The organism is Nonomuraea sp. NPDC050547, from assembly GCF_044457345.1.
Classification (GTDB): Bacteria; Actinomycetota; Actinomycetes; order Streptosporangiales; family Streptosporangiaceae; genus Nonomuraea.
In genome coordinates this window covers 62480-88308 of record NZ_JBITGW010000024.1, presented here as the reverse complement: position 1 = coordinate 88308, position 25829 = coordinate 62480, and the positions used below count along the sequence as shown (strand labels likewise).

Here is a 25829-nt window from a genome sequence, read left to right as displayed (position 1 = left end):
TCAACCGAGGATCCTCACGACCCTCAGCCTAAACGCCACCACCGGAAAACACCCCCGGATGGACTCTCCCCCCACCGGAGAGACCATCCTGGAACACGTGGACGCAGACCTCATGCCGATCGGGCAGTTCGCCCGCCTGAGCCGCCTGAGCATCAAACAACTCCGGCACTACGCCGAACTCGGCCTGCTCACCCCCGCCCACGTCGACCCCGACACCGGCTACCGCTACTACCACCCCGCCCAAGCCCGCCACGCCCTCACCATCGGCCTGCTGCGCTCCCTCGACGTCCCCCTGGCCACCGTCGCCGACGTCCTGGCCGGAGCCACCGCCGCACTCGACCACGTACGCCACGACCTCGAAGCCGAACTCGACCGCCGCCGCCGCACCCTCGCCTCCCTCGAACGCCTCATCACCGACGGCCTGCCCGGCGCCCCCGTCCACCTCACCACCGAACCCACCCGCACCGTCCTGCTCACCCGCGAACACGCCACCGGCCCCGCCGACATCCCCCGCGCCACCTCCACCGCCATCGCGCGCCTGCTGGCCGCCGCCCCCGGCCAGCGACCGCCCGAGCTCACCGCCCTGTTCCCCATCGACCTCGACGACCACATCGACATCACCGCCACCCTCGCCCTCACCCCCGGCCAACCCCCACCACCCACCCCCGGACTCGAACGCGCCCTCCTGCCCGGCGGCACCTTCGCCAGCGCCACCCACACCGGCCCCTACGACCAGATCTCCCTCACCGCCCACGCTGTCCTGGCCTGGTGCGCCGAACGCGGACACCCCCTGACCGGCCCCATCCGCGAGGTCTACGTCTCCGACCCCGCCACCACCCCGCCCGACCGCCTCCTGACCCACCTCATGCTCCCCATCGACCCCGAGGACCACCCATGACCCCCACCCGCACCACCCACGGCCCCGTCACCTGCCTCAACGTCACCGGCATCGGCGCACCCGGCGGCCCCGAACACGCCGGCGCCATCCACGCCCTGCACACCCTCGCCACCACCCTCACCACCGGCCACGGCCCCCTCGAAGGCCAATGGTGGGTCGAAGACGACCGGCCCCCGCTCACCGTCCCCCGCGACCAGTGGCGCTGGCACCTGCTCATCGCCCTGCACGCCGTACCACAACCGGGACAGCTCGAACGCGCCCGCGAAGCCGCCCGCCCCTCAGGCGCCCCCGTCGACCGCGTACGGCTGGCCACCCACACCGAAGGCGACTGTGTCGAACTCCTCCACGAAGGCCCCTACAGCGACGAACCCCGCACCCTCGACCGCATCAACGCCTACATGCGCGAACACCACCTGCACCCCAACGGCCTCCACCACGAGATCTACCTGACCCCGCACGACGACCCCCACCCGCGCACCCTCCTGCGCCAGCCCGTCCGCCCAGCCTGAACCCCAACCCGAAAGCCCGGCCCAGAGGCCTGAAGGCGTGAAGATCTGAAGACCCAAGAGCGCAAGGGCGGACGGCCGAGGGCCGGAAGCATCGGAAAGGCCGGGAAGCTCAGGCCGCCCGCAACGCCGCCTCCGTCACCGCCCGCGCCACCCCCGGACCACGCACCACCGCCACCCCATCCGACAACTGATCCACACACCCCACCACCGGCAACGCCGCCACCTGCGGATCCGACACCGCCGCGAGCAACGCCCCCGCGAACCGCTCCCCGCCGATCACCAGGAACGGCCGGTCGTGAAACCCCCGCACCCGCGCATCCAACGGCTCGGCCAAAGCCATCCGGTTCTGCACCGCCGCCACCCGGCTGTAGGCCCGCGCCAGCCCCGCCTCCCGCTCCCGCCACGAACGCGCCCCCACCGCCACCGCCAGCGCCTCACCCAGCTCCGCCGACCCCGGCACCCGCGCCAACGCGCTCCCCAGCCACTTCGCATACGGCGGGTAGCGCCGCCGCAGCAACAACGCCAGCCGCATCACCTCACGCACCAGCCCGGCCCCCACCACCGCCGAACCCAGCTCGTCCCCCACCTCACCGCACCGCCCGGGAAACGGCTCCTCCTGCGCGATCCGCATCCACTGACACGCCAGCACATATCGCCACACATCCCGCGGATACCAGCTCAACGCCTCCCGCGCCGCCTCCAGCTCCCCCAGCCCATCGTGGAAGACCTCCCCACCGGTCACCTCCGCCAGGCGCTGCCACGGCACCGACAACCAGTCCATCACCGACACCCCGCCGCGCGGATCGAACCCCAGCACCTCCTCCAGCCAGGCGCCCAGCTCACACACCCGCACCCCCGGCCCCGACCGGCCCCGGTACCCGAACACCGTCGGATACCCGCCGAAACGCTCCGGCAGCCCCGCCGCCACCGCGGCCCGCACCGCCGCCACATCCCCGCCCTCGACGAACACCAGCACCCTCGGCCCCCAGTCGTGGTCGGCCGAACGCTCGGTGTCGAACGCCAGCACCTCAGAACCAGGACCGATCAGTGCGGCACTGTGCGGAACGGCCCCGACCAGCGGAGCCACGACCTCGCCGTAGAAGGCGCGGGACAACTCAAGACCAGGTACGAAATCGGACATCATTCGTCAACTCTGCCTGACCCGCCCCCAAAGCTCACCCCAATATTTCAGCCCGGCACGTGGAGGGCCCGCCCGGCCTCCACCAGGGCCCGCCCGGCCGTCAGCGTCGCCACCCAATCCCCGAACGCCGCCACCTCATCGGCGCCCACCGCCACCGAGAACACCACCGACGCCCCATAGGCCACCTCACGCACGGCATACCGCGAAGCACGCAGATCGTTCTCGGTCCGGCCCGCCTGGTCGTGCGCCACCGCGACCCGCATCAGCCGGGCTGGCACCATCCGCACCGGCTCGGCCCGGTCGAGCGTCTCGGTCACCGCGGAGCCGTAGGCCCGCACCAGGCCGCCCGCCCCGAGCAGCACCCCGCCGAAGTAGCGCGTCACCACCGCCACCACATCGCTGAAACCCCGCCCGACCAGCGCCTGCACCATCGGCGTGCCCGCCGTGCCGCCCGGCTCGCCGTCGTCGTCGCCCTTCTGCACGCTCTGCCCGATCACGTAGGCGGAGCAGTTGTGCGTGGCCGAGGGGTGCAGCCGCCGCCGCTCGGCGATGAACGCCTGCGCCTGCCCGGCACTCGCCGCGGGAGCGATCGCGCAGATGAAGCGTGAGCGCCGTACCTCGTTCTCGTGCTCGATGAGGGTGGTGAGGGTGAGGTACGGCTGAGCCATTCTCCCAGCCTATCGCCTTTACAACGTAGATCAACTGCTGGGACCCCGCCGCACGGCGGGCATCGCACGGGTCCTGCCGGAGGAGCCGGCGGGCGCGCTCTCAGGGCCAAGGCCGGGGTCGCTCCCGATGCCGCGCCACCCCCGCGACGAGCATCTTGGTCGCCATGCTCACCTTCCTGCGCCGCACGGCGGGAGTCCTGGCCGCGCTGCTGGCCTCGATCCTGGCCGTCGCGGCCGCCGCCTGCGCCTTCCTGGCCCTGGCCGCCGTCACCGCGTCCCCGCCCCTGTTGTACGCGGGCGCCGTCACGGCCTGCCTGCTCACCGCCTTCCTGCTGGGCCGCCTCGCCGTACGCCTGCCGACCCGCGGGGCGGCCGCCGGGTTCGCCCTGGCCGTCACCGCGTTGTCGGCGGCCGGGGCTTGGGCGCTCGTCCTGCGGCCCTGGCCGGTGCCGCCGGCCGCCGCCGATCCGGCGCACGTGCGCTACTGGGACCTGCCCACCGGCTCCCGCATCGCCTACGCCCACCGCCGGGGCGGGGCACGGCCGTACCCGGTGATCTTCCTGCACGGCGGGCCGGGAACGGCCGGCGAAGGCCTGCCCGAAGGCGCCGCGGACCTGGCCGCCGACGGCTTCGACGTCTACGCCTACGACCAGCTCGGCGCGGGACGCTCCAGCCGCCTGGCCGACGTGACCGGCTACACCGTCGCCCGCCAGGTCGCCGACCTGGAGGCGATCAGGGGCCTGCTCGGCGCGCCGAAGCTGATCCTCGTCGGCCGTTCCTGGGGCGCCACGCTGAGCGCCGCCTACCTGGCCGCCCACCCGGGCCGGGTGGCCAAGGCCGTGTTCGTCTCCCCGGGCGCGTTGTGGGCGCCGGCCGCGGGGGAGGTCGGCGAGCCGTGGAAGCGCCTGACCCCCGAGCAATCGCGCCGCCGCGACGACCTGCTCGGCGACCCGCGCATGATCGCCCTGTCCCTGCTGCTGGACAACGCCCCGGCCGCCGCGCACGCCCTGGTCCCCGACCGCGAGGCCGACGCCCGGATGCGCGAACTGCTGCTGACCGGCAAGGACGCCACCACCTGCCCCGGCGCCCCGCCCGCCCCCGTGCACGGCAACGCGCCCGGCTTCTACGCCAACCAGTTCACCGTCGCCGACACCCTGCGCGTGCCCGACCCCCGGCCCCGCCTGCGCCAGGTCCGCGTGCCCGCCCTGATCCTGCGCGGCACCTGCGACTACGTCCGCCCGCACATCGCCGCCGCCTACCGCGACACCCTGCCCGCCGCCCGCCTGGTCGAGGTCGCCGGCGCCGGGCACGGCATCTCCCACGACCAGCCCGCCGCCTACCTGCGCCTGCTGCGCGGCTTCCTCACCCCGTGAGGCGCGTGGCCAGCACGGCCACGCTCGTGTAGCGCATGGTGAACGTGCCGCCCAGCGCGTCGACCGCGGCGCCTGCGCCCTCCAGCAGGTCGGCCACCAGCTCCGGCGCCAGGCGGGTGAACATGCCGGAGGTGGGCAGCTGGTCCAGCCACTGCTCGCGGGTGCACGGCGTCTGCCAGTCCTGACGCCACCGCTCGGGCTCGCCGAAACCGCCCGCCTCGGCGATGCCCTCCACGGCCGTGGCCATCATCGGCGCGTACGGCTCGGCCCGCGTGGCCCAGGCCCGCGGGTCGAACGGCGAGTCGGGCACGAGCCGCGCGTGCAGGTCGGCCAGCGCCTGCGACAGCTCGGCCGGCGGCTGTGCGACGTTCCAGAACACGGCCAGCACGCCTCCCGGCCGCAGCACCGAGGCGGCCTTGGCGGCGCCGGCGATCGGGTCGATCCAGTGCCAGGCCTGGGCGGCGGCGACCGCGTCGAACACCCGCCCGCCGGCCTGCCACTCCTCGAACGTGGCCACTTCGGCCTCCACGCCGAGCCGCCGCGCCGTGGCGGCCATGCGGGCGTCCGGCTCGACGCCCAGCACCCGGCGCCCGGCCGCCTGGAACTGGCGGGCGGCGATCCCGGTGCCGCAGCCTACGTCCAGGACGGCCGGGCCGGCGGCGGCGACGCGCTCGATCAGGGCCTCGGGGTAGCGGGGGCGGGCGCGGTCGTAGCGCTCGGCGTCGTTGCCGAAGGACTCGGCGATCTCGCGATGCTCATGGGGCTCCCGCCCCGGCGTTATAGTGGGCATACGCCCACACTAGTGGGCGCTCGCCCACTCAAACAAGGTCGTTCGCCCACGGCGTGGCCGAGCGGCCCCGCCTCGGGAGGAGACCCGCGATGCCCACCGGAGTGGCCCTGCGCGACGCGCGCGAGCAACTGTTCGAGGCCGCCGAGCGCATCCTGCTGCGCACCGGCCCGCACGGGCTGACCAGCCGCGCCGTCACCACCGAGGCCGGCTGCGCCAAGGGCGTCCTGCACCGCCACTTCGCCGACTTCGACGACTTCCTGGCCGCCCTCGTCCGCGACCGCATCGCCCGCCTCGACGCCCAGGCCGCCGCCCTGCGGGCGAAAGCGGGCACCGCGACCGTCGCCGGCAACCTCGCCGCCGCGCTCGGCGAACTGTTCGACGCGGTCGCCGTCGCCGTCGTCGGTCTCGTCACCTTCCGCGACGACCTGCGCGCCCGCCTGCGCCAAAGCACGCCGAACGGGCTGCCGCTGCTCACCGAGGCGAGCGCCATGCTCGCCGCCTACCTCGCCGCCGAACGCGACCTGGGCCGCATCGCCGCCGGCGCCGACCCCGGCACGCTCGCGCCCACCCTCATCGGCGCCGGCCACCTGCTCTACGCCGACCGCACCGGCCCCCCGCCCACGGACGAGGCCGTGCGCGCCATGGTGGCCTCCGTCCTGAGCGGCGTCACCGCCGGGTGACCCGCGCCCTCAGGCCACGCCGTCAGGTCATGCCCTGGGTGGCGTCCTCGGCGCGGGCCTCTGGGGCGCGCCGCTCGGGCGGGCCGTAACCGCCGCCGCCGCCCGACTCGCAGCGCAACACCTCACCGGCCGCCACCGGCAGGGCGTTGACCTTCAGCATGGCGCGCTCGCCCGCCGTACCCGGATTGAGGACCACGCGCGGGGGCGCGCCCGCGCCGCCGCCCGCCAGGCCCCACGCCGGCGTGACCGAGCGCTCGAACCACAGCGACAGCGAGGTGTCGCCCAGGAACTCGTACTCGCGCACCACGCCGTTGCCGCCCCGCCACTGCCCCGCGCCCCCGGTGCCGGGCCGTATCGCGTAGCGGGTGACCCGCACCGGGAACAACGTCTCCAGGACCTCGATCGGCATGTCCCGCAGCGACCCGTTGACGTTGTTGATCAGCGCCGACTCGCCGTCGCCGCCCTCCCAGGCGCCCCAGCCGCCGACGGTCGCCTCCTGCGAGACGTACATCGCGCCGGTGCGCGGATCGGTGCCGGTGAACTGCACGATGAGCGAGTCGCCGTAGGAGGCGGCCGCGGCCCGCTCCGGCAGCACCGGCGCCAGCGCCTTGACCACCAGGTCGATGAGCAGACCCAGGTGGGAGTAGTAGTACTGGCAGGCGGCCGGGGAGCGGGCGGCCAGCATGCTGCCCGGCCGCGTCACCACCTCCAGCGGGCGGAACGAGCCGCCGTTCAGCGGCACCTCGCCGCTGACCAGCAGCTTGTAGGCCACTCGCACCGCCGCCACCGCCTGGGCCGCGCCGCAGTTGACCGGGCCGGTGGCCTGGTCGGCGCAGTCGGTCAGGTCGACCGCGATCCGCTCGCCCTCGACCGTCACGGTGACGTTGACCGGCAGCGGACGCTCCAGCGTGATGCCGTCGTTGTCCAGGTGGCCGCCGGCGGTGTAGACGCCGTCGGGCAGGGCCGCGATCGCCTGCCGTTCCAGCCGCTCGGTCTGGGCGAAGATCTCATCGCGCGCGGCCATCACCGTCTCCACCCCCCAGCGCGCCACGATCTCCGACAGCCGCCGCTGACCGGTCATCGCGCAGGCGACCTGGGCGCGCATGTCGCCGAGTGTCGCGTGCGGGAAGCGTACGTTGCGGGCGATGACCTCGTGCAGGTCGCGGCACGGCCGCCCGCCCTCGTAGATCTTCACCGGGCCCAGCCGCAGTCCCTCCTGGAAGATCGAGGTGGAGTCCATGGAGCCGCCGGGGTCCTTCGAGCCCACATCCAGCCAGTGCGCCCGCGAGGCGGCGAACCCGGCCAGCTCGCCACCGGCGAAGATCGGCCCGTAGACGGTGACGTCGTTGAGGTGGGTGCCGCCGATGTAGGAGTCGTTGAGCACCCACACGTCGCCCTCGCGCCACACCTGCCGTCCGTGCAGGCGTTCGGTCTCGCGCGTGCACACCTCCAGGTTGCCCAGGAAGATCGGCAGCCCGGACGACTGGCCGAGCACCTGGTGCTCACGGTCCAGCAGCGCGACCGCGCAGTCCTTCGCCTCGTAGATGACGGGGGTGTAGGAGGAGCGGATAAGGGTGGTGTTCATGTCCTCCGCCGCCTGAAGCAGGGCGCAGCGGATGATTTCCGTGGTGACGGGGTCGATCACAGAGAATTCACCTTGATCAGGAGGAAGCCGTTGACGTCGACGGTGGCCCGGCAGCCGGGCGGGATGACCGTGGTCGCGGTCTCCTCGACCACGATCGCCGGCCCCGCCAGCTCGCCGTCCAGGTCGGCGCGGCGCAGCACCGGCGTGCGGTGCGCCGCGCCGTTGAAGATCACATCTCGTACGGCCGGCGCCTGCGCCCGCCCGGCCGCCCGGGGCGCGGCCGCGCTCTTGGGGAAGGTGCCGAACCCGGTGCTGCGCAGCATGACCAGTTCCACCGCGGCCTCGGGCGTGGCGTGGCCGTAACGCCCGGTGTGGGCCTCGGCGTAGCGCGCGGCCAGCGCGGCGAGGAACCCGGGCTCGGCCGGCTCGGCGGCCTCGCGCAGGGGGATGGTCAGCGTGTAGTCCTGGCCCTCGTAGCGCATGTCGACCGCGTGCTCGACCCGGCGCCGGTCCTCGGGCACGCCCTGCCCGGCCAGCGCCCGCAAAGCCTGGCCTTCCAGCTCCCGCAGCCGCGCCGCCATCTCGCCGCCGTCCACCCCGGCCTGGGGCCGGAAGAACGGGTGGGTGAGGTCGCGGCGCACGTCGGCCTCCAGCATCCCCCACGCCGAGAACGCGCCGGGAAAGCGCGGCACGACAACGTCGGTGATGCCCAGTTCCCGGGCGATGAACGCCGCGTGCATGGCCCCGGCCCCGCCGAAGGCCACCAGCGTGAACTCCCTCGGCTCCACGCCGTGCTCGACCGTCAGCGTGCGGATCGCCTGGGCCATCTTGGCGTTGGCCACCTCGCACACGCCTTCGGCCAGCCGCAGCGGGTCCATGCCCAGCTCGCCCGCCAGGGACGCGATCGCCTTCTCCGCCGCGCCGGTGTCGAGGGTCATCAGGCCGCCGGCGAACCAGGCCGGATCGACCCGGCCGAGCACCAGGTTGGCGTCGGTGACGGTGGCCCGGGTGCCGCCGCGGCCGTAACAGGCGGGGCCGGGTACGGCTCCCGCCGACTCCGGGCCCACCCGCAGCGCCCCCGCCTCGGCGTAGGCCAGCGAACCGCCGCCCGCGCCGATGGTGTGCAGGTTCACGATCGGCATCAGCACCGGGTAGCCCTCGATGCGGGCCTCGGCGCTGACGTCGGGCCGCCCGCCCACGACCAGGGAGACGTCGAAGGAGGTGCCGCCCATGTCCACGCAGATCGCGTTCCCGCCGCCCAGCAGCCGCGACGCCGCCACTCCGCCCATCGTGCCGCCGACCGGGCCCGACAGCAGCGTCTGCAGCGGGCGGCGCATCGCGTACCCGGCGTTGACCAGGCCGCCGGAGGACTGCATGACGTGCACCGGCACGCCCAGCCCGCGCCCGGCGAAACGGTCCTGGATGCCGGCCAGGTAGCGGCGCACGACCGGGCCGGTGTAGGCCTCCAGCACGGCGCTGGAGGTGCGCTCGTACTCGCGCCACTCGCGCGCCACCTCGTGGCTGAGCACGACCAGCACGTCAGGGCCGAGTTCCTCGCGCAGGATCTGGCCCGCCCGGATCTCGTGGGCGGGGTTGGCGTAGGAGAACAGCAGGCTCACCGCGACCGCGTCGAAGCCCTCCTCGCGGGCCCGGCGGGCCGCGTGCCGTACCGCGGGCTCGTCCAGGGGGGTCAGCTCCTCGCCGCGCCAGTCCAGCCGGCCCGCGGCCTCCATGACGTCGGCGCGCGGCACCAGCGGGACGGGCTTGCGGTAGCGCAGGTCGAACATGCGCTCGCGGTTGCCGCGGGCTATCTGGTACACGTCACGGGCGCCGCCGGAGGTCAGCAGCAGCACGCGGGCGCCCTTGCGCTCCAGCAGCGCGTTGAGCCCCTGCGTGGTGCCGTGGACGAAGAAGGAGATGCGCGCGGGATCGGCAACGACGCGGCCGAGGGCGTTGAACACGCCCTCGGCCAGGTCGCCGGGGGTGGAGGGGGCCTTGGCCGCCACGACGGCACCACTGCGCTCGTCGTAGCAGACAACGTCGGTGAAGGTACCGCCGATGTCCATCGCGACTCGATACGTCATGCCCCGCACCGTATGCGGAGTCCGGCCCGCTCCGCTGTGCGGGGTGCACAGCGCAGGGCCGGATTCCGGGCGTCATGCCCGGAGCTGGGTGAAGAACTCCCGCACGTCGGTGACGTAGGCCTGCGGCTGCTCCAGCGCGGCGAACGTGCCGCCCCGCTCGTGCTCGATCCACGCCACGACGTTGTTGTCGCGCTCGGCGAAGCGGCGGATCGGGCGCAGGATGTCGCGCGGGAAGACCGAGATCGCCGTCGGCACCGTGGCGGGCTTCAGCTCCCACTCCACCGTGGTGTCCTGCTCGGTGTCGGGCGTCTCGACGAACGAGCGGGCCGCCGAGCCCGCCGTGTTGGTCAGCCAGTAGATCATGGTCGTGGTCAGCAGCCGGTCGCGGTCGACACCGCCGTCGCTCCACTCGTGGTAGACGCTGGCGAACCAGGCCAGCAGCGCCACGGGGGAGTCGGCCATGCCGTAGGCGAAGGCCTGCGGGCGGGTGGACTGGATGAGCTTGTAGCCGTACTGCTCGTGCGGGTAGGCCTCGCGGAAGGCCATGCGCTCGGTCTCGGTCGCGGTGAGGTCCTCCATCTCGCCGGGCAGGCCGAGCGGGAAGCAGATCAGGCCGTTGCCGTGCATGCCGGCGACCCGCTCGGGCGCCAGCACGCCGATCTCGCGCGAGATCCACGTGCCCCAGTCGCCGCCCTGCACGCCGAAGCGCTCATAGCCCAGGCGGGACATCAGCTCCAGCCAGGCTCCGGCGATGCGGGTGGCGCCCCAGCCCATCTCCCGGGTCGGGCCGGACAGGCCGTATCCCGGCAGCGACGGGATGACCAGGTGGAACTCGCGCGCCAGCGGCGCGATGACGTCCAGGTACTCCACCGGCGAGCTGGGCCAGCCGTGGGTGATGAGCAGGGGCAGCGCGTCGGGGCGCGGGCAGCGCACGTGCAGGAAGTGCACGTTCTGGCCGTCGATCTCGGTGGTGAACTGCGGGTGGGCGTTGATCTCGGCCTCGGCCGCGCGCCAGTCGTAGCCGCCGCGCCAGTACGCGACGAGGTCCTTCAGCTCGGCCAGCGGGACTCCGAGGCGCCAGCCCTGGCCGGGCACCTCGTCGGGCCAGCGCACCTGGTCGAGCCGCGTGCGCAGATCGTCCAGGTCGGCGGCGGGGACGGCGAGGGTGAAGGGCTGGATGAGGGTCAAGGCGTACTCCTCCAAAGTTTCGGTACGCTGTACCGTACACCATACGGTTCGGAAGGCGCAACAAGACACTGTCCGGCCATCGCCTGCTTCAGCGGGGGTACTCCACCTTCGCGTCGTCGCCGGTGACGATCAGGCCCGAGTTCGCGCCGCCGACCGCCACCGCACGCTCCCCCGACGCCGTCACCGACGGCGCCGGCACCATGGCCGCGATCTCACCCGCGAGCCCCGGCTCGGCCTCCAGCGCCCGGCGGATCGCCAGCCGCAGCGCCGCCACGTAATCGGCGTCGCCCGGATGCGCCGCCAGCTCCTCGATCGCCTCCCGCCCCGCCGCCCCGGCCTCGGCGCCGCCGAACAGCCGCCGCAGAATCCTCGTACCCAGACCCACCGTGGACTGCGCCGCCGCCTCCTGCGTCTTGGCCAGCACCGCCCCGCCGTACGCGCTGACCGCCGCACTCACGTACGGCATCACGTCATGCGCGAGCACCGCCACGTCCATCCCGACCCCTTCCGCCCTCAGAAACCACCGCGCCCTCAGGAACCACTGCCCGCCGCCACCAGCTCCGCGATCTCCACCCGCGACGACACCCCCAGCTTCGCCAGGATGTGCTCCACGTGCGCGTCCGCCGTCCGCTTCGAGATCACCAGCCGCTCGGCGATCTCCCGGTTCGTCAGCCCCTCCTCCACCAGCCCCGCCACCTCACGCTCACGCGGCGACAACAGCTCCATCGCCGCCCGCCGCGGCGCCTGCACCGGGATCGCGTCCACATCCAGGTCCGCCAGCTCCACCGCGTCCCCCGGCGACAATCCCGACCCCTGCCGGAAGATCGCCGCATACCGCTCAGCACCCAGGCTCTTCGACACCAGCGCGATCGCCCGGTCGTGATGGCGCAGCAGCAACGGCGCACCCGCCAGCGGCGCGGCGAACTGCTGCCACACCCGATCGGCCGCCCCCAGCAGCCAGCACGCCCGCACCATCCGCTCCTGATCGGCCGCCTGCCACGCCAGCAGCTCCAGGCAGTCCGCCACCGCCAGATGATCACCCAGCGCGTACTTCATCCGCACGGCCAGCCGCGCCTCCCGCACCGACCCCGCCAGATCACCCAGCGTCCAGCGCGCCAGCGCCCGCAGGAACAACACATACCCCTGCAACCAGCACTCCCCCGACCCCTCACCCAGCAGCCCCAGCACCTCGCCGGTCACCACCAGCGCCGTCTTCCCATCGCCCGACAGCGCGTGCAACGCCCCCTTCTCCATCAGCGCGATCGCCAGCCCCGTACGGTCCCCCAGCGCCGTCAACCGCGCACACGCGTCGTCGAACAGCGGAAACCCCTCATCCGGCCGCCCGCTCAGCAGCCGGTGCACCGCCAGATGCTGGATCGCCAGCGCCCGCAGCCGCTCATCGTCCAGCTCCTTCGCGATCGCCAGCGACTCCTCGATCCACGGCAACGCCACCCGCTGCGCCCCCTGCTGCAACGCGAAGAACCCCAGATGCCCCAGCCCCTCGGCCCGCTCGGGAACCCACGCCGGCACCCGGTCGAGCGCCCGCTCCAGCCACACCCGCCCCTCGGCCAGCCGCGCCCCGCACAACCAGTACGGCCACAGCGACACCGCGAACCGCAACGCCGCCCGCTCCCCGCCCGCCTGACCCAGCGCGAACTCCAGCGCCGCCCGCACGTTCGCACGCTCCTGGTCCAGCTCGTGATACAGCGCCAGCTGATCCCCGGTGAACGCCCGCCGCGAGAACCGCTCGGCCAGCGACCGGAAATAGTCCAGATGCCGCCGCCGCACCTTCTCCTGCTGCCCCATCAGCGCCAGCTGCTCGGCCCCGAACTCCCGCAACGTGTCCAGCAGCCGGTAACGGTCCTGGCGCCCCTCCATCCGCAGCAGCACCGACTTGTCCACCAGCCCGACCAGATGCTCGATGATCCGCCCCACCGGCAACTGCTCGTCCTGGCACACCGCCTCGGCCGCCGCCAGGTCGAACGACCCCGCGAACACCGACAGCCGCGCCCACAGCAGCCGCTCGTCGCCATCGCACAGATCATGGCTCCACGTGATCGTCGTGCGCAGCGTCTGATGCCGCGGCAACGCGCTGCGCCGCGCCGTCAGCAGGCTGAACCGATCCTCCAGCCGCGCCAGCAACCCCTCCAGCGGGATCGCCCGCAACCGCACCGTCGCCAGCTCGATCGCCAGCGGAATCCCGTCCAGCCGCCGGCACAGGGCCGCCACCGACGCGTGATTGTCCTCGTTCACCGTGAACCCCGGCACCACCGCCGCCGCCCGCTGCGCGAACAACGCCACCGCGTCCTGGCCCGAGCCCAGATCGAGCACCGGCAGCGGCGGGATCGACAAGGTGTGCTCACCGGCCACGTCCAGCGGCTGACGCGTCGTGGCCAGGATCGTCACCGCCGGCGCCTCCCGCAGCAGCACCTCCGCCAGCATCGCGCACGCCTCGACCAGATGCTCACACGTGTCCAGCACCAGCAGCACCTGCCGCCCCGCCAGGCAGTCCACCAGATGATCCAGCGCCGGCCGCGCGTCCTGCTCCGGCAGCCCCAGCGCCGCCGCCACCGTGTGCGCCAGCAGCCCCGCGTCCACCAGCGCCGACAGCTCCACCAGGCACACCCCGTCGGCGAAACGCTCACGCGCCTCATGGGCGCCCTGTAACGCGATCCGCGTCTTGCCCACGCCACCCGGGCCCACCAGCGTCACCAGCCGGGCCTCGCCCAGCAGCCTGGCCACCATCGCCAGCTCACCCGTCCGGCCGACGAACCCGGTCACCTGCACGGGAAGGCCCCCGCGCCGCAAGTCCATCGCCGGTGCCATCGACCCCTCCCGGATCCGCCTCGATTGCCTCAGCGTACGCGCCGGATGACAATTCGTAAGGGGGTATACCTAGAAGATCCAGCCCCGATTTTAGGTATGCGGATAGGTACGCCCGCCCGAGGCGCCACGCCCCCCGCATCTAGAACACTCAGAGCGTGAGTGCGGGCGACGCCCTCGTCGGGCGTGATCAACACCGGAACAAGATCCTCCATCTGCTCGGCCGCGAACGGCTGGTGACCATCACCGGAGCCGGGGGCGTCGGCAAGAGCGCACTGGCCCGCGCGGTGGCCGCCGGCTTCGACCCGGCCGCCCGCCTGATCGACCTCGACCCCTCCAACGTCCACGAGACGATCCTCAGCGGCGAGCGCCTGCCCTGGGACGGCGGCGAACCGCCCCGCCTGCTCGTCCTGGACACCTGCGACCACGTCGTCGACCGCTGCGTCGCCCTCGTCGAACGCCTGCTGCGCGCCCTGCCCGACCTGCGCGTCCTGGTCACCGGCCGCGAGGTGCTGAGCATCCCCGGCGAGCACGTCACCGTCGCCGGCCCCCTGTCGGCGCCCGACGCCGCCACCCTCTTCCACCTACGCTCCGGCGGCCTGCGCGCCGACCCCGCCGTCCTGGCCCGCCTCGAAGGCCTGCCTCTGGCCATCGAGATCGCCGCCGAGCACCTGCTGGAGTCCGGCAAGCTCGCCGAGATGCTCGACAACGGCGCCTTCCACAGCCTGCCCGCCGGCCCCGCGCACCCGGCCCGGCACGCCAGCATGCGCGCGGCCGCCGCCTGGAGCCATCGCCAGTGCCAGCCGCTCGACGCCCAGGCCTGGCAGCGCCTGGCCGCCTTCGACACCGCGTTCGGCCTGGAGGAGGCCGAGCGCGCCCTGACCGGCCACCGCGCCGCCGACGCCGCAGACGCCGCCGAGGCCGTGGCCCGGCTGGTGGAGCGCTCCATCGTGCTCGTCGACTCGGCCGCGGTGGACGGGCGCTGGTACCGCATGCCGTTCCACCTCCGCGCCTTTACAATGTAGATCACCGGCTGACGTGCACGGCCAGATGCAGGGCCAGGCGCGTCGCCGGGTCCTCCAGGTCGTAGCCCGCCGCCCGCACCCGCTCCAGCCGGGTCGTCACCGTGTTGCGGTGCACCCCCAGCCGCTCGGCCGCCCGCAGCGCCCCGCCCCCGTCCAGCACCGCGGCCAGCGTCGCCAGCAGGCTCCCGTCCTTGTCCGCCGCCCGCAACGGCCCCAGCACCACCTCGGCGGGCGCCCGCAGCACCCCCGCGGGCAGCGCCGCCAGCAGCTCCGCGGGACCCATCCGGTCCGCGCGCGCCACCGCCCCGGCCCGCGCGGTGAACGCCGCGGCCTCGGCCCCCAGCAGCGACTCCCCCACCGCGCCGAACCGCTCCACCTGCCGCCCCGCCCCCGCCGCGACCGCCCGCGGCAGCAGCCGCGCACACTCCCCCAGCCGTACGGCCAGCGCCCCCGGCTCCAGCTCCGCCCAACCGGCCCACCCCTCACCCCGCCGCATCACCGGCACCGCCCCCAACGCCCCCACCAGCAGCTCCCTGACCAGCGCGTGCTCCGCCGGCTCCGCCTGCCACCCCACCGGCCTGACCACGAACCCGCTCACCGGCCCCCGCACCGCCCACCCCAGCGCCGCCGCCCGGCCCAGCGCCTCCCGCACATCCCCCGCCGCCCCGGGAACCTCGTCCGCGACCGCACCGCCCGCAGATTCCCCCCCGGGCAGGCCGTCCAGCAGAGCCTCCGGCATCGCCAGCAACCGCTCGGCCAGCGCCTCCTGCACCGCGAACTCCCGCCCGGCCACCAGCCGCTCCGCCGCCGCCCACGCGCTCAGCGCCGCCACCGCCAGACCCAGCACGGTCCGCACCACCGACGGCCAGCCCGGCGAACGCACCGCCCCGGAGGCCACCAGCCGCCCCAGCCCGTCGGGCAGATCCATGTCCACCAGCACCCGCTCCCCGCCGGCGCCCGAACCCGGGCCGCCGTCGGTGAGCCCGGCCGCCCGGCCCGCCAGGCGCGTGCCGTACCGATCGAGAAAGGCGACGGACGTGCCCGGCAGCTCCGCGTTCAGCACCCCCAGCACCCGCCGCGCCGAGGCCCCCGCCTCGGCGATCCTCGTGGCGCAGCGCGCCACGAGCTGCGTGCGCGCCGCCTCGGGACGCGAGGCCGCGGAAGCCACCTCCACCGCCGTCACCAGCGGATCTCCGTCCACGAAGATCAGCGTCACGCCCAGCCGCTCCGCCAGCACCTCCCCCGACCCCGAGCTCAGCGCGCTGGAGGGCGCGATCACACACGCCGCCGCCTGCTCCCACGCCCGCCGCATCGCCATCTCCACCGCCCACCCGCCCGAGGCCGCCGCCCCGATCAGGACGACCGCGGTGTGCGGCACCACATCGGCGAACACGCCCAGCTCGTCCACGATCCGCACCTGATGCACCGGGTTGGCGCCGCTGCCGTACATGTGCGCCCCCGCCAGCGGCCCCGCGTCCACCAGCTCGGCCACCGTCACCGGCGACTCCCACCCCCGCGCCCTCACAACGGCACCCCGAACGCCCGCACCCCGCCCAGCTCCCGCCCCCGCTCGGTATGCCACACCGGAGCCGCCCGCACCACCATGACCTCGACCTCCATACCCGGCGCCGCCTTGTCCACGTCGACCACCAGCTGATCCACCGCCGACACCAGGCAGATCAGGTCGGGCGCCATCGCCACCGGCGCGCCGTCGGCCAGCGCCAGCACGATCTCGTTGTGCGCCTCCAGCCGCACCAGCCGCCGCAACCCGCCCGTCTCCTCCACCACGATGCTCGACGGCAGCGACGGCAGCTCCAGGTCCGCGCCGTGCCCGCTGCTCCCCTCCACCGCGGCGATCACGCCGCGGCACAGGGTCTTCATCCCGTACGGCGCCGCCACCGCCCGATCCGCCCCCGGCGCCCCCGCCTCCAGCAGCCGCCCCACGGTCCCCGGCACCATCGCCCCCGCCAGCTCCCGCGCGCTCATCGGATAGCACGCGCCCACCGCCCACCCGCCCATCGCCAGCACCAAAGGACGCACCACCGCCTCCACCCGGTCAGGCGCAGTCTCCAGCACCACCAGCTCCCCGCCGCCCCCCGCCAGCGCCAGCGGCGTCGCGCTCACCCCGCCCAGCGTGTACGTGGTCTGCTCCACCAGCGGAAACACCCGCCCCGTCCCGTCGCCGTCCACCAGCGGCACCCCCAGCAGCGCCGCGGCCACCAGCGGCAGCAGCGCGTTCTCCGCGGCCAGGTTCAGCGCCACCACCGCGCCCACCGCCGCGCCCAGCCGCCGCTCCAGGGCCCGCACCGCCCGCACCGGCTCATCGCCCGCGGGCAGCTGCTCCCCCAGCGCCGTCGTCGAGCCCACCAGCGAGACCGCCACGCACACGGTCTCCCCCGCCAGCGCCCCGGCCGCCACGACCGGCACACCCGTCCCGATCACCGACCCCGCCCAGTCCAGCATCAGCCGGTACGACGGCTCCGCGGCCCCCGTCGCGAACAACCGCGACCCGGCCGCGAACCGCGCCAGCTGCCCGGGCCCGATCACGGCGTCGCTCCCCCGGCCGAGGCCCGCACCCGGTAGAGCCCGTGCGGCAGGTACGACAGCGGGTTGACCGTCAGCGTCGCGATCGCCGCCGACCCGGGCGCAGCCCCCGCGCTCACCACCCGGGTCAGCGCCTCGTCGCGCGCGTCGCGCAGAACCCGGTCGAGCTCCGCCCGCCCCCGCGCCTGCACGATCCGCTCCACCTCGGCCACCGGCTGCCCCAGCGCCGCCCCGAACGCCCGCGCCGCCCCTTCCTCTCCCTCGCCCCCGAGAACGGCCAGGCCGCGCGCCAGGCTCGCCGTCGCCCCGAACCGGCAGATCAGCGGATAGCGGCGGAAGTAGTGCGCCGACACCAGCCCGTACCCGGTCCTGGCGAAGTACAGCGGCAGCCCGTCCAGCGCCTGCCCCACCTCGCGCGCCACCCGCACGGCCGCCGGTCCCAGGGCGGCGTTGAGCATCGCGTCCTCCTCGCGCTCGCGCAGCCCCGCCCGGCCGAACTCATACGACAGGGTGATCCGCGCCCCCGGCACCTCGGCCGCCACGATCTCCGCCACCGCCAGCTCGTGGTCGGCCAGCACGGGCGAGCCGGTCGCCGTCACCGCGAAGTCGCTCAGCCCGCACGAGGCGGCGAAGCGCCGTACCGCCTCGACGTCCAGCGGCGCCAGCGGGCGGCCGGTCAGGCTGTGCCCGCCCCGCACGATCGTCGCCGCCCCGCCGGGGTGGGCCGGGTGCGGCGCGAGCACCTCGGGGCACGGCCCGCCCACCCGGATCGCCGCCACCGGCGCGAGCTCGGCCTCCTCCAGGTCCAGCGCCACGCACACGGCCCGCGCGCCGAGCCCGCCGGCCAGCTTCGCCAGGCCGCCGAACGGCGGCCCGGCCGCGGCAGGAAGCTGCCGGGAGAACACCAGAGCGCCGTCGCGCACGGCCGCGACCGTGGTCGCGGGCCGCCCGGGTGCGACGCCGACGATCACTCCAGCTCGCGGCCTTCGGTCTCCGGCAGCGGTACGGCCAGCAGCGCCGTGACCACCATGAACGCGTTGATGATCAGGATGGTCGTGGTGAACCCGGTCGCCCCGGCCAGCAGCGCCCCCACGGCCGACGGCGCCGCGGTGGTGGCGACCAGCTGGGCGGCGGTCGCCCACGAGTAGCCGGTCCCGCGCAGCGCGGTCGGGTAGAACTCGCCGTTCCAGGTGTTCCACACGCCCCAGGCGCCCAGGCTGAAGAACGACAGCACGAAGTTGCCCGCGTACAGCTCCCACGTGCTGCCGGCCAGCGCGAACCACAGCCCGCCCAGCACGGCGGCCACGACGTACACCAGGAAGACCTTCTTGCGGCCGAACCGGCCGGTCAGCAGCGAGGCGCTCACGTATCCGGGGATCATCATGAGCGCGCTCAGCGCCGCGAAGCCGAGCGAGGCGTCGAGGGTGAGGCCGCGTTCCTGCAGCAGGGTAGGCAGCCACGTCTGCAGGCCCCAGTAGCCCCAGTTGAAGGCGAAGTTCAGCAGCAGCATGACGATCGTGATCTTCGCCAGTTTGCCGCGGAACAGGTCGAGGGGGTTGCCGGGGCGGCGCGCCGCGACCGTGAACTCGGCGTCGGCGTCGGGGCTGGACAGCAGGCGCAGCACCGCGCGTGCCTCGTCCTGGCGGCCGCGGGCGGCCAGCCAGTACGGCGACTCCGGGACCCAGGCGCGGATCGCGAACGCCCACAGCCCGGCCACCGCGCTGGCGATGACGACCACGTGCCAGCCCATGGCGCCGAACGCGAGGGAGGCGCCGATGGCGGCCAGGATGCCGATGGGCCAGCCGATCGACAGGTAGACGGCGGCGCGGCCGCGGTGGCGGGTGGGCAGCAGTTCCAGGAAGTAGGGGAAGGTGATGGTGTAGACGCCGGCCAGCGCCAGGCCGGAGGCCACCCGCAGCGTGATGAGCGTGGGCAGGTTCGGCGCGAAGGCGGAGGCGAAGGCGATGACGCCGTAGGCCAGCAGCGACCAGAACGCGGTGGGCCTGCGGCCGACGCGGTCGGCGACCGGCCCCCAGATGAGCACGCCGGGGATCATGCCGAACGCCACCGCCGACAGCACGATGCCGATGCCCGCCTCGTCGATGCCGAAGGCGCCGCCCAGATCGCCCGCGACGTAGATCAGCGCGAGCTGCTCCCACGACTCGATGACGAACGCGACGAACAGCGCCAGCGCGATCAGCACGTGCCGGCGGGTGAACGGCATCCGGTCGAACGCCGCCCCGATGGGGAGCGTTCGCGCGGAGGTAGCGGTCATGGATGCTCCTCGGAAGGGGGCGCGACGTTGGCCGCACCCTAGGCACGCCCCCTGTCCGCGTCGGTGTGCACGCCGCACGTCAGGTACGGCCGGCGGTGTGCACCCTGCCCTGGAGCCCTAGCATACCCGCAGGTCAGAGCGTGTTCTCGTGCACGTGCACGATGCGCCACTCACCGCCCTCGCGGCGCAGCACCGAGGTGGTGCGCACGATCTGCGGGGCGCCGCTCTCGTAGGCGACGCGCAGCACGTAGCGGGCCAGCGCGCTCTCGCCCCACACGTCGACGACCTCGTCGGAGGCGGTGAGCGTGACCCGGCCCTCGTCCGGGCGGGCGTCGCGGACCTTGTTGAGCTGTTCGCGGGTGGTGATCAGGCCGGGGTGGTCGGAGTCGAAGATCGTGGCCTGCGGGTGCAGACGGCGGTCGATGCCGTCCCGGTCGCCTCGGGTGTAGGCGTCGTACATGCCGGTGATGACCGCCCAGACGGCGTCGCGTGCCACGATGCAGCTCCTTGGTTGAGTTTTGCGTGCTTTGTCACGTTAGAGCACGCGGAAGCACCGCGCCGACGCCTTTACAATGTAGATTTCTAAGGCTGCCGCGTGGCGGCGGCCTCGTCCAGCCGGTCGACCACGGACCAGGCGATGTCGCCGAACGCCGCCAGCTGCCGCGGGGTCAGCAGGTCGATGAAGTGCCGGCGCACCGAGGCCACGTGGCCGGGGGCGGCCTCCTCGATGGTCCGCAGGCCCTCCTCGGTCAGGACGATGACCGCCCCGCGCGCGTCGGAGGGGTGCTCCCGCCGGGAGATCAGGCCGCGCTGCTGCATGCGAGTCAGCTGGTGCGACAGCCGGCTCTTCGACCACTTCAGGTGCGCGGCCAGCTCGGTCAGCCGGACGCTGGCCCCGGGCGCGCCCGACAGGTTGGACAGCACGTCGTAGTCGGCCTCCGACAGGCCGGACTCGTGCGCCAGATCCCGCGCGACCTCCCGGTTGAGCAGCAGGAACATCCGCCGGTAGCCGAGCCACGCCCGTGCCTCCGCCTCGTCGAGCCATCGCGCGTCCTCTGTCATGCCCCCCAGTGTAGTTGACATGTCACCATCTCCCGCCTACGGTTGTTGTCATGTCAACCTTCGGCCTGAACATCTCCACCTCGGCCGCACCGGGCGCCGACCCCGTCGCCGAGGCCCGCCGCGCCGAGGAACTCGGCTTCGACTACGTCTCCTCCGCCGACCACCCCTGCACCACCTACGACAGCTTCGAGACCTGGACCATGCTGTCCTGGATCGCCGCCGCCACCACGCGGATCAAGGTCGCCACCCGGGTGCTCGGCGTGCCGTACCGCAACGTCGCCATGGTCGCCAAGATGGCCGAGACCTTCGACCGCCTGTCCGGCGGCCGCCTCATCCTCGGCCTCGGCGGCGGCTACTCCGACGAGGAGTTCCGCGCGTACGGCATGCGCGTGCCCACCGCCCGCGAGAAGGTCGACGGGCTGGCCGAGGCCGTCCAGATCATCCGCGGCCTGTGGAGCGAGCCAAGCTTCACCTTCGAGGGCCGCTACCACCGCACCGAGGCCGCCCGCCTCGAACCCAAGCCGGCGCGGCGCATCCCCATCTGGCTCGGCACCTTCGGCCCCCGCGCGCTGGCCGTCACCGGCCGCCTGGCCGACGGCTGGATCCCCTCCTACGGCTTCGCCGGCCCCGAGGAGGTCACCGCGATGCGCGCGCGCCTGCTGGCCGCCGCGCACGAGGCGGGACGCGCCCCCGAGGAGATCACCTGCGCCTACAACCTCGCCGTCCGCGTCGAGGACAGGCCCACCGCCGAGCCGGGCACGCTGGCCGGCTCACCGGCGTACCTCATCGACGCCCTGCGGGGCTTCCAGCGCATCGGCTTCACCTCCTTCACCCTCATGCCCTCCGGCGACGACCGCGACGAGCAGGTCGAACGCCTGGCCCGCGAGGTCGTCCCCGCCCTGCGCGAACCCGCTCTTCTTGGCACGCCGTTGGCCCGGCGCTGAACCGCCGCACCCTAGCGTTGCCCCTATGAGCGATGCGTACGAGGCCGCCGGGCGGATGGAGAAGACCGCCAGGGCGGGCGCGGCGCCGGAGCGCGCCGACCACGCCGACGCCACCCGCGTGGCCGACGCCGAGAGCGCGCCCGAGCCGCCGCGGCCGGTCCACGACACCGGCGACGCCGAACGCGCCGTCCGCCGCGAGCTGCTGTGGGGCTCCGACCTGTCCACCTCCCGCCTGGACCGGGACCTGCCCCACGAGGACTGAGCTCACTCGCGGCGCAGTTCGTGCTCCAGCTGCTCCAGCTCGGCGCCGCCGGCCATGAGCGAGGTCAGCCGCTCGCGGGTGATGTCGGCCTTGGCGTACTCGCCGAGGCTGGTGCCGCGGTTGAGCAGCAGGAAGCGGTCGCCCACCGGGTAGGCGTGGTGGGGGTTGTGGGTGATGAACACCACGCCCAGCCCCCGGTCACGGGCGCGCGCGATGTAGCGCAGCACCACCCCGGCCTGCTTGACGCCCAGCGCCGAGGTCGGCTCGTCGAGGATGAGCACCCGGGCGCCCAGGTGGACCGCCCGCGCGATCGCCACCGACTGCCGCTCGCCGCCCGACAGCGTGCCGACCGGCTGGTCGACGTCGCGGATGTCGATGCCCATCGCGTGCAGTTCCTCGCGGGCCACCCGCTTGGCCTTGGCCACGTCGAAGCGGCCGAAGCTCTTGCGCGGCTCGGAGCCGAGGAAGAAGTTCCGCCACACCGACATGAGCGGGATCATCGCCAGGTCCTGGTAGACGGTGGCGATGCCGTGGTCCAGCGCCGCGCGCGGGCTGGCGAACGTGACCGGCACGCCGTCCAGCAGCAGTTCGCCCGCGTCGTGGCGGTGCACCCCCGACAGGATCTTGATGAGCGTGGACTTGCCCGCGCCGTTGTCGCCGAGCACGCAGGTGACCTGCCCGGCGGTCACGCCCATGGACACCTCGCGCAGCGCCAGCACCGAGCCGAACGCCTTGCCGATCGCCCTGGTCTGCAGGATCACCGCTTCACCTCTTCCGCGTAGCGCCGTACCAGGCGGTTGGCGAGGGTGGCCAGCAGCAGCATCGCGCCGAGGAAGAACTTGAACCAGTCGGCGTCCCAGCCCAGGAAGACGATGCCCTTGTCGGCCATGCCGAAGATGACGGCGCCGATCGCGGCCCCGATGGCCGAGCCGTACCCGCCGGTGAGCAGGCAGCCGCCGATGACGGCGGCGATGATGTAGATGAACTCCTGCCCGATGCCGATGTTGGCCTGCACGGACGTGTAGCGCAGCGCCATGATCGAGCCGACCAGCCACGCGGCGAGCGCCGTCGTCATGAACAGCGCGATCTTCGTGCGGGCGGCGGGCACGCCGACCGCGCGGGCGGCCTGCTCGTTGCCGCCCGCCGCGAAGATCCAGTTTCCGGCGCGGGTACGCATGAGCACCCACGTGGCCAGCGCCGTCGCCGCCAGCCACCACAGGATCGCCACCCGGAAGTGCACCTGCCCGATCTGGATCGTGCCCGCGAAGATCACCCGCGCCGACTCGAAGCCCGAGGCCGTGCGCAGCCCGCTGACCTGCACGGTGCCGGTGATCAGCTTGGTGACGCCCAGGTTGAGGCCCTGCAGCATGAGGAAGGAGCCGAGCGTCACGATGAAGCTGGGCAGCTTGGTGCGGGTCACGACGATCCCGTTGAGGAAGCCGATCCCGAGCGCCACCGCCAGGCTGATCAGCATGGCGAGCCAGACGTTCACGCCGTACTCGGTGGCCAGCGTGACCAGGATGAGCCCGGTGGTGCCGGTCAGCACGCCCGCCGACAGGTCGAACTCGCCGCCGATCATCAGCAGCGCGATCGCGACCGCCATGATGCCGAGCGTGGCGGCCGGATCGAGCCAGTTGGCGATGCCGGCGGGCGAGCGGAAGACCGGCGACTGCGCGGCGAAGAAGGCGAAGACGACGATCGCGCCGACGACCGCGCCGAGCTCGGGGCGGATCAGCGCCCGCCGCAGCCGGCCGACGTCGGCCAGCCGCTCGTCGGGCTTGACCGCGGTCATCGGGTGCCTTCGCCGGCCAGCTTCTCGACCTGCGCCGCGTTGTCCTTGGTGACGAAGCCGGGACCGGTGTTGACCGGCAGCCCGCCGCCCACGGTGTTGAGGTTGTCCTTGTAGAGCTTGAGGAAGGTGATCGGCAGCCAGCCCTGCAGGTACTGCTGCTGGTCCACGGCGAACAGCACCTCCCCGGCGTTGATCGCGGCGATCACGTCGGGCGACAGGTCGAAGGTGGCCAGCTTGGCCTGCGAGCCGGCGTCCTTGATCGCGTCGCGGGCGGCGACGGCCACGGCCGGGTTGAGCGCGAGCACGCCGTTGACGGAGGTGTCGGACTGCAGCTTGGCCGCCACCTTGGAGGTGACGTCGGCGAGGTTGCTGACGTCCACCTGCAGGCGCTCGACGGTGCCGCCGAGGCTCTGCTCGGCGCCCTTGCACCGCTGCTCCAGCCCGACGTTGCCGGCCTCGTGGATCACGCACAGCAGCTTGGACACCCCGGCCGCCTTCAGCTGCTCGCCCGCGCCCCGCCCGGCCACGTCCTCCGACTGGCCGACGTGGGTGAGCGCGCCGAACGCCTTGGAGGACTCGGCGCCGGAGTTGATGGTCACCACGGGGATCTTCGCGGCCACCGCCTTGCCGATCGACTCCTTCAGCGCGTCCGGGTTGGCCATGGAGACCACGATCCCGTCGACCTTCTGCGAGACCGCCTGGTCGATGAGCTGCGACTGCTTGCCCGCGTCGCCGTCGCCCTGGTAGGTCACGCTCGCGCCGTACTGCTTGCCCGCGGCCTCGGCGCCCTTCTTGACCACGTCCCAGAACTTGTCGCCGGCTGCGGCGTGGGTGATCACCGCGTACGTGCCGGCGGCGCCGCCGGTGGCCGCCGGCGCCTCGGCGGCCGGGGAGCTCGCGGCGCTCTGGCCCGCCCCGCCTCCGCCCGAGCATCCGGCCAGCGCCAGGGTGCCGAGCACGGCCACCACGATCCGGGTTCGCTTCATGGCTTCAACCTCCAAGACCAACGGCTTGCCCCGGTTCTAGTCCTGCCACGCTCCACTGTCAACCATTTGTCGTGACATTAAGACCTACAATATAGAACGGAATTCTCCGTTCCAATGCTACAGTGGGAAGATGACGAGCACACCGATGAGCGGCCGCAAGAAGCAGGCGGCGCGCAACGACGAGGTGATCCTCCAGGCGGCCAAGGAGGTCTTCACCGCCAACCCCTCCGCGCCGATCGCCGCCGTGGCCGAGCGCGCCGGTGTGGGCATCAGCGCACTCTATCGGCGCTACCCCAGCAAGGACGCGCTGCTGCAGAAGCTCTGCGCCGACGGCATGCGCGCCTACAACGAGGCCGGCGAGCGCGCCCTCGACCCCGGCATGGACCCGTGGGAGGCCTTCGCCCGCTTCATGGAGGAGGTGGTCGACGCCGACACGCACTCGCTGACCATCTCGCTGGCCGGCACCTTCCAGCCCACCCCCGAGCTGTTCGAGCTGTCGGTGCGCGGGGGCGAGCTGTCGCACGCCGTGCCCGACCGCGCCCGCGAGGCCGGCGCGCTGCGCCCCGACGTGACCAACTCCGACGTGGCCCTGCTGTTCGAGCAACTGGCCTCGGTCCGCCTGGGCGACGAGGCCCGCACCGCCGAGTTGCGCCGCCGCTACCTCGCCCTCGTGCTCGACGCCATCCGCCTGCCCTCCGCCGCCCGTCCGCTGCCGGGCGACCCGCCCACGCCGCCGGAGCTGCGCGAGCGCTGGGTCCCCAAGAACTGACGCCGCTTTCCCGCGTCCGTACGGCGGGGCCCGCGCCCCGCCGCAGCCATGGCCGGACTAGCTCCCTTCGCGTTTGGCGTACTCCGCGGCGCCGCCCGCGAAGTCGTAGACGATGAACTGCTCGTCGCCGACCACCCAGGCGTCGTGGCCGGGCGGGCAGACGAACACGTCGCCGGGCCCGACCTCGGCCTCGGTGCCGTCGCCCATGCGCAGGCGCAGGCGGCCCTGGACGACGTAGCCGTTGTGGTGGACCTCGCACAGCTCCGTGCCGGCGATCGGCTTGACGGACTCCGACCACCTCCACCCGGGCTCCATGGTCGCGATGCCGAAGCTGAGCCCGCTGAGGTTGCACACCTCCAGGTGGCCGCGCGGGAAGTCCCGGCGTTCGTCGGGCTTGTCGACGTTCTTGACTTCGATCATGTTCCTTCGCC

Annotated in this window: 26 protein-coding genes; 8 read left to right on the top strand and 18 right to left on the bottom strand. The window is 73.5% G+C overall.

Going from position 1 to position 25829, the window contains the following annotated elements; translation table 11 throughout:
• Positions 1–97 precede the first annotated feature (97 nt).
• Both ACIBHY_RS45745 and ACIBHY_RS45740 read left to right on the top strand, forming a co-directional pair.
• Entirely contained in the window at positions 98–898 is an 801-nt protein-coding gene (locus ACIBHY_RS45745) for a MerR family transcriptional regulator (protein ID WP_397310006.1), read from the top strand.
• Positions 895–1407: a hypothetical protein gene (locus tag ACIBHY_RS45740; protein WP_397253101.1), complete on the top strand. Its 513-nt coding sequence runs from the start codon at positions 895–897 to the stop codon at positions 1405–1407. Before ACIBHY_RS45745 ends, ACIBHY_RS45740 begins: the two co-directional genes overlap by 4 nt.
• A 109-nt stretch (positions 1408–1516) precedes the next feature.
• Here ACIBHY_RS45740 and ACIBHY_RS45735 read toward each other — a convergent pair whose 3' ends face one another.
• Complete coding sequence (locus tag ACIBHY_RS45735; protein WP_397253103.1) at positions 1517–2551, bottom strand: DUF4037 domain-containing protein; 1035 nt, start codon at positions 2549–2551, stop codon at positions 1517–1519.
• 44 nt (positions 2552–2595) lie between these two features.
• A complete protein-coding gene (locus tag ACIBHY_RS45730; protein ID WP_397310005.1) occupies positions 2596–3216 on the bottom strand; it encodes an IMPACT family protein in 621 nt (206 codons plus the stop codon).
• 164 nt (positions 3217–3380) lie between these two features.
• Here ACIBHY_RS45730 and ACIBHY_RS45725 point away from each other — a divergent pair, with 164 nt between their 5' ends.
• Positions 3381–4589 carry an alpha/beta hydrolase gene (locus ACIBHY_RS45725; protein WP_397253107.1) on the top strand — a complete coding sequence of 403 codons (1209 nt, stop codon included), beginning with the start codon at positions 3381–3383 and terminating at the stop codon, positions 4587–4589.
• Here the strand turns inward: ACIBHY_RS45725 and ACIBHY_RS45720 are convergent.
• On the bottom strand, positions 4579–5379 hold the full coding sequence (locus tag ACIBHY_RS45720) for a class I SAM-dependent methyltransferase (RefSeq protein WP_397310004.1): 801 nt from the start codon (positions 5377–5379) through the stop codon (positions 4579–4581). The two genes, ACIBHY_RS45725 and ACIBHY_RS45720, sit on opposite strands and share 11 nt — an antisense overlap.
• An 89-nt stretch (positions 5380–5468) precedes the next feature.
• Here ACIBHY_RS45720 and ACIBHY_RS45715 point away from each other — a divergent pair, with 89 nt between their 5' ends.
• Positions 5469–6059: a TetR/AcrR family transcriptional regulator gene (locus ACIBHY_RS45715; protein ID WP_397310003.1), complete on the top strand. Its 591-nt coding sequence runs from the start codon at positions 5469–5471 to the stop codon at positions 6057–6059.
• 22 nt (positions 6060–6081) lie between these two features.
• Here the strand turns inward: ACIBHY_RS45715 and ACIBHY_RS45710 are convergent, their stop codons facing one another.
• The 5 genes from ACIBHY_RS45710 to ACIBHY_RS45690 all read right to left on the bottom strand — a co-directional run bounded on the left by ACIBHY_RS45710 (position 6082) and on the right by ACIBHY_RS45690 (position 13742).
• Positions 6082–7704 (bottom strand): hydantoinase B/oxoprolinase family protein, encoded by a 1623-nt coding sequence (locus tag ACIBHY_RS45710; RefSeq protein WP_397310002.1) that lies wholly within the window; start codon positions 7702–7704, stop codon positions 6082–6084.
• Positions 7701–9728, bottom strand: coding sequence for a hydantoinase/oxoprolinase family protein (locus tag ACIBHY_RS45705; RefSeq protein WP_397310001.1), 2028 nt, complete (start codon positions 9726–9728; stop codon positions 7701–7703). The genes ACIBHY_RS45710 and ACIBHY_RS45705 overlap by 4 nt, the downstream gene beginning before the upstream one ends.
• Positions 9729–9800: 72 nt before the next feature.
• A complete protein-coding gene (locus tag ACIBHY_RS45700; RefSeq protein WP_397253117.1) occupies positions 9801–10916 on the bottom strand; it encodes an epoxide hydrolase family protein in 1116 nt (371 codons plus the stop codon).
• 88 nt (positions 10917–11004) lie between these two features.
• Positions 11005–11412: a hypothetical protein gene (locus ACIBHY_RS45695; protein ID WP_397253119.1), complete on the bottom strand. Its 408-nt coding sequence runs from the start codon at positions 11410–11412 to the stop codon at positions 11005–11007.
• A 35-nt stretch (positions 11413–11447) separates the two neighbouring features.
• A complete protein-coding gene (locus ACIBHY_RS45690; RefSeq protein WP_397310000.1) occupies positions 11448–13742 on the bottom strand; it encodes an ATP-binding protein in 2295 nt (764 codons plus the stop codon).
• A gap of 155 nt (positions 13743–13897) precedes the next feature.
• On the opposite strand from ACIBHY_RS45690, the gene ACIBHY_RS45685 reads away from it, so the two are divergent.
• Complete coding sequence (locus tag ACIBHY_RS45685) at positions 13898–14764, top strand: hypothetical protein (protein WP_397253123.1); 867 nt, start codon at positions 13898–13900, stop codon at positions 14762–14764.
• A gap of 1 nt (position 14765) precedes the next feature.
• Here ACIBHY_RS45685 and ACIBHY_RS45680 read toward each other — a convergent pair whose 3' ends face one another.
• The 6 genes from ACIBHY_RS45680 to ACIBHY_RS45655 all read right to left on the bottom strand — a co-directional run bounded on the left by ACIBHY_RS45680 (position 14766) and on the right by ACIBHY_RS45655 (position 20645).
• Entirely contained in the window at positions 14766–16262 is a 1497-nt protein-coding gene (locus ACIBHY_RS45680) for a PucR family transcriptional regulator (protein ID WP_397309999.1), read from the bottom strand.
• Positions 16263–16285: 23 nt separating this feature from the next.
• The gene (locus tag ACIBHY_RS45675) at positions 16286–17311 is read right to left on the bottom strand and encodes a DUF917 domain-containing protein (protein WP_397253127.1); all 1026 of its coding nucleotides are present in this window, start codon (positions 17309–17311) and stop codon (positions 16286–16288) included.
• Positions 17308–18231, bottom strand: a complete 924-nt coding sequence (locus ACIBHY_RS45670; protein WP_397309998.1) for a hypothetical protein — start codon at positions 18229–18231, stop codon at positions 17308–17310. Before ACIBHY_RS45670 ends, ACIBHY_RS45675 begins: the two co-directional genes overlap by 4 nt.
• Before the next feature lie 44 nt (positions 18232–18275).
• Positions 18276–19583, bottom strand: coding sequence for an MFS transporter (locus ACIBHY_RS45665; protein ID WP_397309997.1), 1308 nt, complete (start codon positions 19581–19583; stop codon positions 18276–18278).
• Positions 19584–19716: 133 nt separating this feature from the next.
• Complete coding sequence (locus ACIBHY_RS45660; protein ID WP_397253132.1) at positions 19717–20079, bottom strand: nuclear transport factor 2 family protein; 363 nt, start codon at positions 20077–20079, stop codon at positions 19717–19719.
• Between the two features lie 86 nt (positions 20080–20165).
• Positions 20166–20645, bottom strand: coding sequence for a MarR family winged helix-turn-helix transcriptional regulator (locus tag ACIBHY_RS45655; RefSeq protein WP_397253134.1), 480 nt, complete (start codon positions 20643–20645; stop codon positions 20166–20168).
• A 50-nt stretch (positions 20646–20695) separates the two neighbouring features.
• On the opposite strand from ACIBHY_RS45655, the gene ACIBHY_RS45650 reads away from it, so the two are divergent.
• Together ACIBHY_RS45650 and ACIBHY_RS45645 are read left to right on the top strand one after the other, a co-directional pair.
• The gene (locus tag ACIBHY_RS45650; RefSeq protein WP_397253136.1) at positions 20696–21589 is read left to right on the top strand and encodes an LLM class flavin-dependent oxidoreductase; all 894 of its coding nucleotides are present in this window, start codon (positions 20696–20698) and stop codon (positions 21587–21589) included.
• A 25-nt stretch (positions 21590–21614) separates the two neighbouring features.
• Positions 21615–21851, top strand: a complete 237-nt coding sequence (locus tag ACIBHY_RS45645) for a hypothetical protein (protein ID WP_397309996.1) — start codon at positions 21615–21617, stop codon at positions 21849–21851.
• Positions 21852–21853: 2 nt separating this feature from the next.
• On the opposite strand, the gene ACIBHY_RS45640 is transcribed toward ACIBHY_RS45645, so the two are convergent.
• From ACIBHY_RS45640 to ACIBHY_RS45630, 3 genes are read right to left on the bottom strand one after another with little or no spacing between them, the layout of a single operon-like run.
• Positions 21854–22612, bottom strand: a complete 759-nt coding sequence (locus tag ACIBHY_RS45640) for an ATP-binding cassette domain-containing protein (RefSeq protein WP_397309995.1) — start codon at positions 22610–22612, stop codon at positions 21854–21856.
• Positions 22609–23643: an ABC transporter permease gene (locus ACIBHY_RS45635; protein WP_397253142.1), complete on the bottom strand. Its 1035-nt coding sequence runs from the start codon at positions 23641–23643 to the stop codon at positions 22609–22611. The genes ACIBHY_RS45640 and ACIBHY_RS45635 overlap by 4 nt, the downstream gene beginning before the upstream one ends.
• Positions 23640–24629, bottom strand: coding sequence for a sugar ABC transporter substrate-binding protein (locus ACIBHY_RS45630; protein WP_397309994.1), 990 nt, complete (start codon positions 24627–24629; stop codon positions 23640–23642). Before ACIBHY_RS45630 ends, ACIBHY_RS45635 begins: the two co-directional genes overlap by 4 nt.
• 130 nt (positions 24630–24759) lie before the next feature.
• On the opposite strand from ACIBHY_RS45630, the gene ACIBHY_RS45625 reads away from it, so the two are divergent.
• Positions 24760–25398, top strand: a complete 639-nt coding sequence (locus ACIBHY_RS45625; RefSeq protein WP_397253146.1) for a TetR/AcrR family transcriptional regulator — start codon at positions 24760–24762, stop codon at positions 25396–25398.
• A gap of 57 nt (positions 25399–25455) precedes the next feature.
• Here ACIBHY_RS45625 and ACIBHY_RS45620 read toward each other — a convergent pair whose 3' ends face one another.
• Positions 25456–25818, bottom strand: coding sequence for a cupin domain-containing protein (locus tag ACIBHY_RS45620; RefSeq protein ID WP_379624162.1), 363 nt, complete (start codon positions 25816–25818; stop codon positions 25456–25458).
• Between the last annotated feature and the right edge of the window lie 11 nt (positions 25819–25829).

Excerpts from the sequence above, each read along its gene's own strand:
- ACIBHY_RS45740 (WP_397253101.1), top strand. The coding sequence starts at position 895 with ATGACCCCCACCCGCACCACCCACGGCCCCGTCACCTGCCTCAACGTC.
- ACIBHY_RS45735 (WP_397253103.1), bottom strand. The coding sequence starts at position 2,551 with ATGATGTCCGATTTCGTACCTGGTCTTGAGTTGTCCCGCGCCTTCTAC.
- ACIBHY_RS45730 (WP_397310005.1), bottom strand. The coding sequence starts at position 3,216 with ATGGCTCAGCCGTACCTCACCCTCACCACCCTCATCGAGCACGAGAAC.
- ACIBHY_RS45725 (WP_397253107.1), top strand. The coding sequence starts at position 3,381 with ATGCTCACCTTCCTGCGCCGCACGGCGGGAGTCCTGGCCGCGCTGCTG.
- ACIBHY_RS45720 (WP_397310004.1), bottom strand. The coding sequence starts at position 5,379 with ATGCCCACTATAACGCCGGGGCGGGAGCCCCATGAGCATCGCGAGATC.
- ACIBHY_RS45715 (WP_397310003.1), top strand. The coding sequence starts at position 5,469 with ATGCCCACCGGAGTGGCCCTGCGCGACGCGCGCGAGCAACTGTTCGAG.
- ACIBHY_RS45705 (WP_397310001.1), bottom strand. The coding sequence starts at position 9,728 with ATGACGTATCGAGTCGCGATGGACATCGGCGGTACCTTCACCGACGTT.
- ACIBHY_RS45695 (WP_397253119.1), bottom strand. The coding sequence starts at position 11,412 with ATGGACGTGGCGGTGCTCGCGCATGACGTGATGCCGTACGTGAGTGCG.
- ACIBHY_RS45690 (WP_397310000.1), bottom strand. The coding sequence starts at position 13,742 with ATGGCACCGGCGATGGACTTGCGGCGCGGGGGCCTTCCCGTGCAGGTG.
- ACIBHY_RS45665 (WP_397309997.1), bottom strand. The coding sequence starts at position 19,583 with ATGACCGCTACCTCCGCGCGAACGCTCCCCATCGGGGCGGCGTTCGAC.
- ACIBHY_RS45655 (WP_397253134.1), bottom strand. The coding sequence starts at position 20,645 with ATGACAGAGGACGCGCGATGGCTCGACGAGGCGGAGGCACGGGCGTGG.
- ACIBHY_RS45650 (WP_397253136.1), top strand. The coding sequence starts at position 20,696 with ATGTCAACCTTCGGCCTGAACATCTCCACCTCGGCCGCACCGGGCGCC.
- ACIBHY_RS45645 (WP_397309996.1), top strand. The coding sequence starts at position 21,615 with ATGAGCGATGCGTACGAGGCCGCCGGGCGGATGGAGAAGACCGCCAGG.
- ACIBHY_RS45635 (WP_397253142.1), bottom strand. The coding sequence starts at position 23,643 with ATGACCGCGGTCAAGCCCGACGAGCGGCTGGCCGACGTCGGCCGGCTG.
- ACIBHY_RS45630 (WP_397309994.1), bottom strand. The coding sequence starts at position 24,629 with ATGAAGCGAACCCGGATCGTGGTGGCCGTGCTCGGCACCCTGGCGCTG.
- ACIBHY_RS45625 (WP_397253146.1), top strand. The coding sequence starts at position 24,760 with ATGACGAGCACACCGATGAGCGGCCGCAAGAAGCAGGCGGCGCGCAAC.
- ACIBHY_RS45620 (WP_379624162.1), bottom strand. The coding sequence starts at position 25,818 with ATGATCGAAGTCAAGAACGTCGACAAGCCCGACGAACGCCGGGACTTC.